Annotated in this window: 6 protein-coding genes; 4 read left to right on the top strand and 2 right to left on the bottom strand. The window is 35.6% G+C overall.

Annotation, left to right across the window (positions count from 1 at the left end):
- A partial coding sequence (locus tag H5089_RS20180) for a hypothetical protein (RefSeq protein ID WP_220486925.1) occupies positions 1–215 on the top strand: 215 nt, incomplete at its 5' end.
- Positions 216–349: 134 nt separating this feature from the next.
- On the opposite strand, the gene H5089_RS08530 is transcribed toward H5089_RS20180, so the two are convergent.
- Positions 350–913: a YSC84-related protein gene (locus H5089_RS08530; RefSeq protein ID WP_182711996.1), complete on the bottom strand. Its 564-nt coding sequence runs from the start codon at positions 911–913 to the stop codon at positions 350–352.
- 149 nt (positions 914–1,062) lie between these two features.
- Here H5089_RS08530 and H5089_RS08525 point away from each other — a divergent pair, with 149 nt between their 5' ends.
- On the top strand, positions 1,063–2,274 hold the full coding sequence (locus H5089_RS08525; RefSeq protein WP_182711995.1) for a tyrosine-type recombinase/integrase: 1,212 nt from the start codon (positions 1,063–1,065) through the stop codon (positions 2,272–2,274).
- Positions 2,274–3,473, top strand: a complete 1,200-nt coding sequence (locus H5089_RS08520) for a sodium:proton antiporter (RefSeq protein ID WP_182711994.1) — start codon at positions 2,274–2,276, stop codon at positions 3,471–3,473. The genes H5089_RS08525 and H5089_RS08520 overlap by 1 nt, the downstream gene beginning before the upstream one ends.
- Positions 3,474–3,614: 141 nt before the next feature.
- Here H5089_RS08520 and H5089_RS08515 read toward each other — a convergent pair whose 3' ends face one another.
- The gene (locus H5089_RS08515) at positions 3,615–6,662 is read right to left on the bottom strand and encodes an FAD-binding and (Fe-S)-binding domain-containing protein (RefSeq protein ID WP_182711993.1); all 3,048 of its coding nucleotides are present in this window, start codon (positions 6,660–6,662) and stop codon (positions 3,615–3,617) included.
- A gap of 145 nt (positions 6,663–6,807) precedes the next feature.
- Between H5089_RS08515 and H5089_RS08510 the strand changes: the two genes are divergently transcribed.
- Entirely contained in the window at positions 6,808–7,017 is a 210-nt protein-coding gene (locus H5089_RS08510; protein WP_024596520.1) for a PGPGW domain-containing protein, read from the top strand.
- The last annotated feature ends 52 nt before the right edge of the window (positions 7,018–7,069 follow it).

The raw sequence follows: 7,069 nt of genomic DNA, 5'->3' as shown, positions 1-7,069 counted from the left end.
TGTTAATGAGTAATATATTTGTTTTAGGGAAATTACATGCAAGAGTAACGGGATTATTTGATTTCGGTAGAAATCAAAAAGATTTAAATTATTTACCTCTGACAGTAAGTCAAATTCATAACTCGTATAAAAACTTAGGATTAGATGTATTGGAAGTAGATGGGTTACTGGAGCTTACTGAACGTTTTTGCAAAAATAAAATGAAGAGAACTTAATTGAAAGTTAAGGCAGGGATAATATAAAGCAGACAGTAACAACCCATAAATTACGTTATGTTAAATTGGTTGGATTATAATAAAGCGAGCGTGATTATACAAACCAGCTCGCTTTTAGGAGAGTAATTTGGTGGTTAATTAAGCTCTGAATCTACCCAAAACTTAGTTCCTTTTAATACAGCTTGTAGTGCAAGGCCATTTTCGGTTACAGAATACACAGTAACTTGATCTGCAATTGCTTCAGCAACCAGTGCACCGCCTTTATCTTCATATTTTGCAGCCGCATCAGCGTTTCCGCCAAATGCCCAACCATGTTCAATAAATCTATTTAATGCAGCTTGGTTATGAAAAACCATTACAACGTTAAAATCTTTTACACCTAAGCCAAGCCCTAAACCGGCTTCGCCCATATTCATGTAAGTCGATTTACCCGTAAGATTATTTTTAACTACGCCGTAACCGCCACCAAAACTAGCTAAAACAACATTTACGTTAGCGTTATCAAAAACGGCGAAACCAGCAGAATTAGCAATTTGTTTTTTAACATCAGGTTTTTCAGCGTATAATTTATCTAATGTATTTGTTTTCATACTTTGTACAAGTGAACGTTTTTCGCTTGGTGATGCACTACCTGTAGTAGCACACCCAGTTAACGCAACAGTTAAAGCAAGTACGCTTAGTATAATTAGTTTTTTCATAATGTTTTCCTTAATAAGATATAGCAACCAACAACCATAGAATAATCACGGTATTAAAATAATTAGAGCTTTACTATGTCCAATACTAGACAGTATCGGACTTTAACGTTATTCTGTAAGTCTATTATTTAATTGAATATTTATACATTATGCTTGTTGCTTTGGTTGATACGTTAAAACAATTAAGATATCAAATTGCCCATCTAGATGACGGTACTCTCAATTCAGAATACCCAGAACTTGCATCCTTTATACAGGAAATTGGCTTGACTGTAACTGAATCAAAAGCTGATCTGACATTCTTGTATCAGTTTTTATATGTTTATGGCCGAAAGTCAGAAGCCACTTATAGTCGTTTTCGAAATGAGCTTGAACGCTTTTATTTATGGTCGTGGTTAATAGCAGAAAAATCAGTATTTGATTTAAAACGTGAAGATATTGAAGCTTACGTTGATTTTATGGTTGAACCCGATAAAGCATGGGCTGCAACTTCAGTGCAATGGCGTTATAAAGATGAGCAAGGAATTCGTCGATTAAACCAAAATTGGCGCCCTTTTATGCTTAAAGAATCCATTGCTAGTCAGCAAACTTTATCGTCTATGTTTACTGCTCTAAATGTATTTTATAAGTTTGCCTTACTAGAAGAAAAAACATTTGCTAACTTTGTCCCTGTTGTTAAAAAAAATAGTCCGTACTTAGTTGTTCAATCACAAATTCAAATTCCAGACACATTAAGCGATATTCAATGGGAATACGTTTTTGGTGTAACGCGTGATTTATGCGAACATAACCCTGATTTAGAGCGAAACTTATTTACGCTTGCCTGCTTAAAAGGTCTGTATTTACGAATTTCAGAATTATCTGAGCGCCCACAATGGTCGCCGGTGATGTCTAATTTTTGGCAAGATAATGATGGCTTTTGGTTTTTACGTATAATGGGAAAAGGTAATAAATTACGAGATGTAACCTTAAGCGATGATTTTGTTGAATATTTAAAACGTTATAGACTATACAGAGGTTTACCTGCCCTTCCCCGTGTTGATGAATCAGATCCTTTGGTTCATAAAATTCGCGGGCAAGGTGGTATGACCGTAAGGCAAATTAGGCGTTTAGTTCAACAAAGTTTTGATTATGCTCAGCAATCATTACTTGATGATGGTTTTAAAGATGACGCTGAACAACTTGGCGCTGCAACTGCACATTGGCTTCGTCATACTGGCGCTACACATGATGCGCAAACCAGACCGCTTAAACATTTATCAGAAGATTTAGGTCATTCTAAAATTGCGACTACCGATCAAATTTATATTCAAACAAATATTAAAGAGCGAGCAAAGTCAGGACTTAAAAGGAAAATTTAATGGAGTATTTAGTAATAGCATTTATAGGCGGATTATTTTTAATTTATTCTTTAACACTTCGCCAGTTAGAAAAAACAGAAGTAACAGGCCCAATGTTTTTTGTTGTTGGCGGAATATGTTTAGCTTTAATGCTACCCAACGAAGGGGATAAAATAAAAGAAGGCGTTGATCTTTTATTACCATTTATAGAGCTTACGCTAAGTATTTTTTTATTTTCTGATGCAGCTAAATCAAAGTTGAGTGTATTAAGGCATAGTTTTCAGTATCCTAGTTTACTGTTGTTTGTAGCCCTACCCTTAACTTTGTTACTTGGTATTGCTGTTGCTTTATTTTTCTTTGCTGAGCTTTCACTTATTCAAGCAGCGTTGCTCGCTATTATTTTAACACCTACCGATGCAGCTTTAAGTAAAGGGTTACTAGCAAGTACACAAGTGCCTGAAAAAATACGCGAAGGAATAAATACTGAAAGTGGTTTGAACGATGGATTATGCGTACCTATATTTTTAATATTTATATTACTCGCTAAAAATCCTGATTCAGCTATTACTGCAACACAAACATTAAGTGTGTTTGGCCGAGAGCTTGGCTTGGCATTATTAATAGCCATTACAAGCATTGTTTTTTTTATACCGAGTTTAAACTTTGCAATGAAACGTCATTACTTTGCACAAAATACCAGTCCATTTTTATTACTCGGTTTTGCCATGGCTGTGTTTTCTGTCACTCAGTATTTTCACGGCAGTGGATTTATTGCGGTGTTTATTGCAGGTTTATTATTTGATAAATTTTCGACTGAAGAAGTTAAAACAGAATTAATTGAAGACTCAGAGCACATCGCAGATTTTACATCGCTAATGATTTGGTGCTTGTTCGGGTTTGTTTGTGCTTACTTAGTTATTCCTAAATTAAATACTGAAATTATAATTTACGCTTTGTTAAGTACAACATTGATTAGAATAATTCCTGTTATGTTGTCACTGCAGTTTACGGCATTGAATATTAAAGAGCGTTTTACATTTGCGTGGTTTGGACCAAGAGGATTAGCATCAATTGTTTTTACATTGATGGTGATTGATACGCAAATAGAAAACAAATATCAAATAGCGACAATAGCAATGACGACTATTTTGTTTAGTGTATTTATTCACGGTATAAGTACAAAGCCAATTGCAGACAGTTTCGCTAAAAAATCTAAATAGCTTTTATAAAAATTAGTGAATTTTTTGCCGAGGTATCAAGGCGTTTTTCCAGCCTCAAAAACGATCATTTAATTAAGCGAATGGGTATTAATAAAAAAAGGCGTAACTTATTTTTAAGTTACGCCTTTTTTTTAACTTTTATTAGCTAAGTACCTGTGCGAGTAATTCAATTGGGTGTTTTGGTTTAAATTGTTCAAAACGTTTAACTTGGCTACGACAAGAAAATCCCGTAGATAAAAGTTGCTCAGGTTTATTTTTATCTACAATTGGTTTCCAGCTCATTTCGTAAAGCGCACGTGAGTTATCTTGATTTTGTGCTTCGTGGCCATAAGTCCCCGCCATTCCACAGCAACCTGTATTTGTTGTTTTTAATGTTAAACCAATATCACTGAAAATTGTTTGCCAAACATTTGCCGCTTTTGGCAGTGCAGTTGTTTCAGTACAGTGACTCAGTAATGTAAATTCAGTATCTGTATTTTGCTTTGCGCTTAGTGATTTAAACGATTGTGTTTCTAGCCATTCATGGGCAAGTTGCACATTAAATTGCCCACGGTTATTTTCTAAAATTGTATTATATTCATCGCGGTAGCACATAACGAGTGACGCATCTAAACCGACTAGGGGTGCATTAATATCATTTAATTTATTTAAAAACTCGGCTGCATTTTTAGCTGTAACTTTAAATTCATGCAAAAAACCTTTTACGTGTTGCGGTTTACCATTTGGTTTAAAAGGTAATAGCATTGGTTTTTTGCCAAGTTGGGTTATTAAAGTAATAAAACTTTCTACTAATTCGGCTTCGTAAAAGCTCGTAAATGGGTCTTGTACTATTAATACATATTCACTTTGTTGCTCTGCATTTAATTTATTTAATAAATCAAAATCAAATTTTTGTGTTTTAGTAATACGCTTTGAAAGTGCAGGAATACTTAACTGTGGTGTATCAACATAGCCAACTGTTTTTTTAATAACATTGCTTACTAATGATGTTTTAACAACTGGGTTTATAACTTTTGCAAACTTTGCCATTAATGGCGCGCTGTTTTCTATGTTACCAACAAGGTAATCTTTTAGCGGACGCGCATAATAACTATGATAATAATTTAAAAAGCGCGAACGAAAAGTAGGAACATCTACTTTAATTGGGCAAGCAGTTGTACATGCTTTACATGCTAAACATTCATCCATTGACGCTTTTACCTCGTGAGAAAAATCGTAAATACCTTTTCGTTTTTCGCGGCTGTGAACGAAACGTTCCCACCAGGTGATTACTTCACCTTTGTTAAGCTGCTTTTCTACTTCGAGTAAATCTACATTTTTTGACTCTTGTAAACGAAGCCATTCGCGCATTAAACTTGCGCGTCCTTTTGGTGAATTACGACGATCGCCAGTTACTTTATACGATGGACACATAGGTGAATTTTCATCGTAATTAAAGCATATGCCATTACCATTACAGGTCATTGCATTGTTAAAACTGGTTTTAACTTCTATTGATATTTGCTTATCGAAGTGCGATCTCTTTTGTCCATCAACACTAACTAGTGAGTCTTCACTATCGATAGGGGTACATATTTTACCAGGGTTGATGCGGTTGTTAGGATCGAAAGCTGTTTTTATTTTACGAAGTTGCGTATATAAATGCTCACCAAAAAACTCAGGACTATATTCACTTCGGTAACCTTTACCGTGTTCGCCCCACATTAAACCGCCGTACTTAGCGGTTAGTTTTACTACCTGATCTGAAATAGTTCTAAGTAGTTTTTCTTGTTCTGGGTCGCACATATCAAGTGCTGGGCGTACGTGTAAAACGCCTGCATCAACATGGCCAAACATACCATATTGTAAATTATGGCTGTCGAGTAATGCTCTAAATTCGACAATATAATCTGCTAAATTTTCAGGGGGTACAGCGGTATCTTCTGCAAAGGCGAGCGGTTTTTGGCTACCTTTTACATTACCTAATAAACCCACAGACTTTTTACGCATTGCGTAAATTTTTAGTATATCGCTTTTATCACTGGTTAACTGATAACCAATAACGCCATTAGTTTGATTTGCTACGCATTCATCTAGAAGCTTACAAAGCGTGTCTACTTTGTCTTTTATATCATCGTTTGATACTGCATTAAACTCGACCATGTTAAGGCCTTGCATATCTTTATTTGGTACGTCGGTTATTAAGTCCGATACTAAATTCCAAATAATGTCTTCACGCGCTAAGTTTAAAACTTTGCTATCTACGGTTTCTACCGATGTTGCGCGTGCATCAACTAAAAACGGTGAGTGACGAAGTGCTGAGTCAAAGCTATCGTACTTGATATTAATAAGTGTTTTGAATTCGGCAATAGGCGTTAGGTTTAATTTAGCTTCTGTTACTATACCTAATGAGCCTTCTGAACCCGTTATTAAGCGGCTCATATCAAAAGTTAGTAAGTCATCACTTAGCACATGCTCTAGGTCGTAGCCGGTTAAAAACCTATTTAACCGTGGAAACTTAGCTAAAATAGCAGCGCGTTCATTAACTGAAATATCTAAAACTGTTTTATATAAACTACCAATTAGAGAGTCTTGCTCGGCTATAATTTTTGCTTTGTCGATGTCTATTGGTGAGGTACACATAGGTGTACCATCGACTAAATAAGTTGTAAGCCCTAAAACATGATCGCTTGTTTTTCCGTAAACTAACGAACCTTGCCCCGATGCGTCAGTATTTATCATGCCACCAATAGTTGCTCTGTTACTGGTAGATAAATCGGGCGAGAAGAAAAAACCATAAGGTTTTAAAAAGTCATTAAGTTGATCTTTTATTACGCCGGTTTGAACGCGTACCCAGCCTTCTTCTACATTTATTTCGAGGATTTCGCGCATATAGCGAGACAAATCTACAACAATGCCTGGTGTTAACGATTGACCGTTAGTACCTGTTCCGCCACCACGAGGGCCAAAAGTTAAAGATAAAAATGGGTCGCGAGATGCAGTTTGCAGTGCGAGTTGAATATCTTTTTCATTTTTTGGAAAAATAACACCTTGGGGTATTTCCTGATACACACTGTTATCGGTTGAAGCAGTAATACGCGTTGCATAACTTGCATCGGTATCTCCACTAAAACCTTGGCTTGCAATGGTATTTAGGTAATTTGCGACAAGTTCTGTCGCGGCATCTTGCTGTGTAATTGTTGCTATCATGACGGCGATATTTTAGGGCATTTGACTAATTATATCATGGTGATGGCGAATAGAAATTGAAGATTTTACAGTTTGTAACACTCTTTTAGTCGATTTTAATGCAGCTTAAATTATACTCAAGTTAACGAGTAATGAGGTGTGTTATATGAAAAAATTACTATTACAGATCAGTGGCGTGCTATTTATTTTACTAGGGTTATTTTTTGCGGTTGTACCAGGACCATCACTTATATTTTTTATGGCGGGTTTATTGTGTTTTTCGTTTTATTACCCTAAAGCGCGACATTACTTATCACTTTGCCAAAAGGCGTTAACTAAATCATGTGCTTATTTAGATAAAAAATTAGCCCGTTAATTTAACTTTTAATTGGGTATAAAAAAATGCCAGCAATACATTGCTGGCATTT

The sequence above is a fragment of the Pseudoalteromonas sp. SR45-1 genome, assembly GCF_014163655.1.
In the GTDB taxonomy this organism is placed as follows: domain Bacteria; phylum Pseudomonadota; class Gammaproteobacteria; order Enterobacterales; family Alteromonadaceae; genus Pseudoalteromonas; species Pseudoalteromonas distincta.
The sequence above is the reverse complement of the archived record's forward strand: the minus strand, read 5'-3'. Positions and strand labels throughout refer to the sequence as shown.